Source organism: Paramaledivibacter caminithermalis DSM 15212, assembly GCF_900142245.1.
Lineage (GTDB): Bacteria > Bacillota > Clostridia > Peptostreptococcales > Caminicellaceae > Paramaledivibacter > Paramaledivibacter caminithermalis.
The window spans coordinates 1-2,085 of sequence record NZ_FRAG01000130.1 but is presented as its reverse complement, the minus strand read 5'-3'; the positions used below and the strand labels follow the sequence as shown (position 1 = coordinate 2,085).

Here is a 2,085-nt window from a genome sequence, read left to right as displayed (position 1 = left end):
GTCAAGGGCAACTACGTCAATTTACATCTACCCTATCGGGTTAAGAAGATATATTTTTGTTATTTGTTGTTTTTCATAAAACTTTTTACACTACCTGGTTTAAGGTATTGTCAAAAGTTTTTGTTTAAAACACATGAAAATTAAATATTTGCAAGGGTTTAGGGTTCCCCCCTTAAACCATCCCTTTCTGCCTGTTAGTTACAAAATATTTGCGTTAAAATCTTTGTTAAGGTCAGGCTGAAAGCCTGTTAATTTCAACCTTTACAAAGATTTTATAAGCAAATTATAATTATTTATTACAGGCAGAAATGATAATTTTTCAGAATATTTTTTCCGTAAATTTTTTAAAACTACCTGGTCTAATCATTATTTATAATTATTACCAAAATAGTAATTATTTTCATTTAAGCACAAAGTTTTTTTCATATTTAAATATCTAAAATTCATAATTCGGAAAGGTTATCGGTATCCCTATATCTGAAAAATTTTCATAATCAAAGTTAACTTTCTTAAACTGAGGGATAATAAGCCATTTTCTTTTAAAATCTATTTTTAAGTCTAATTTTAAAACTCCCTTAACTTGATTTTTTTCACCATATAATATTGAAGTAAAAAAAACATCATATTTACCATCTATTTCCCGTGTACTCCATAATGGTTTTGAGTATCCATTTTCCTTTGCTACTTTGTAAATCCTTGTTATTAACTCATACTCTTTATTGCTAAGATTTTTTACCACATTGTAATTTCCTTTATCAAAATTATGAAATACATATTTCATATAATTTTCTGGGGTAAAAACTATAAAATATAGTATAAAAATACCTAGTATTAAACAGATTAATCTCTTATTTTTTTTAGTCACTTTGCCTCCTAATATGAACTTACTATACAAAACCATTTATAAGTGTGATTTGTATAAGATAATCTTTGATTTAAATTGAATATTCGTTCTCTATTGAAGATGTATGTCTTTATAAGAAAGTTTAACACCTTTAAACCATTTTCCATATGGATTATATCCTACAACTTTGCCAGAATCCCCATATATATAGCCATTACTTATGTATTGTGAAAGTGCAAGTTTATACACTTTGTCATTATCCGAAAAATATCTTGTGTTTTCTACATATATAGGATTGTATCCATCATCATACCAATAATCCTTATCTTTCTTATAAATAACTTTACTTATTTTGTCCTTGTCATAAATTATTATTTTCTGAGACCAATATACCTCATCCGAATGTCCACGGTAATAATCTTTCCATTTACCATTTGTATAGATTTCACCCCATTTATAAACTCTTCTCTCTACACTATATGCCATTCCAGACCCTTTATGACCTTTCTCAACTAAATCTATTGCTTTATTTGTGAAGAAATTCAATATTGGATTAGATACTAGATAGGAAGCTATATGTGAAGCTTTATACACTCCTTCATTTCTCAAATAATTAACATATCCTTTTTTTCATCAAAGAATTCTTTACCAGTATAATTTTTTGCAACTACAATCATTCTAAAGTCACCTTCTTCTGGTCTTGGAGGTCTTCTAGTCGCATTTTCCATAACATAATATTGATTTTGAGAATTAGCTGCTTTGAAATAAAATACTTTGAATTTTAAATCATCAATCTCAAAATTTTGTTCGTTAACGACTTCAAGTCCTAAAGGTATATCTAATGATTTTTGAATTTTATCATATTCGTTACGAATATTTTCTACTTCATCATTCATTAAAGCTTTTAAATTTTTTGTAGCTTCTAGTTTTGAGTTTTTAACAAATTCAGCTTTCTTTTTGAACTCATCATAATTTGGTATCGCTGATTCTGCAAAAGATGTAATTAGAAAACTTGATAAAATCATGGCAAAACAAATACAAACCATTATAAATTTCTTCATTTGTAAAATCACTCCGTAAAATTAATTTTTTTAATATATTTCAATTTATATACAATTATAATATAATATTACAAAAGGTCAATAAGTAATTTTATATTGGATCGTGTCAAGATACTGTAGGAAAAAAATTTAAAAAAATTCTTATGTTCTGATGAAATTAAGCACCACGAACAGACTTGA

At 26.5% G+C, this 2,085-nt stretch carries 3 protein-coding genes; all 3 read right to left on the bottom strand.

Annotated elements, in window-relative coordinates:
• Positions 1-436: 436 nt before the first annotated feature.
• A complete protein-coding gene (locus BUB36_RS18810; protein WP_073153853.1) occupies positions 437-865 on the bottom strand; it encodes a hypothetical protein in 429 nt (142 codons plus the stop codon).
• 90 nt (positions 866-955) lie between these two features.
• Positions 956-1,438 carry a hypothetical protein gene (locus BUB36_RS18805; RefSeq protein ID WP_165613156.1) on the bottom strand — a complete coding sequence of 161 codons (483 nt, stop codon included), beginning with the start codon at positions 1,436-1,438 and terminating at the stop codon, positions 956-958.
• Between the two features lie 11 nt (positions 1,439-1,449).
• Entirely contained in the window at positions 1,450-1,905 is a 456-nt protein-coding gene (locus BUB36_RS18800) for a hypothetical protein (RefSeq protein ID WP_073153847.1), read from the bottom strand.
• Positions 1,906-2,085: the final 180 nt, after the last annotated feature.

Coding starts and splice junctions, on each gene's coding strand:
- BUB36_RS18800 (WP_073153847.1), bottom strand. CDS start 1,905: ATGAAGAAATTTATAATGGTTTGTATTTGTTTTGCCATGATTTTATCA.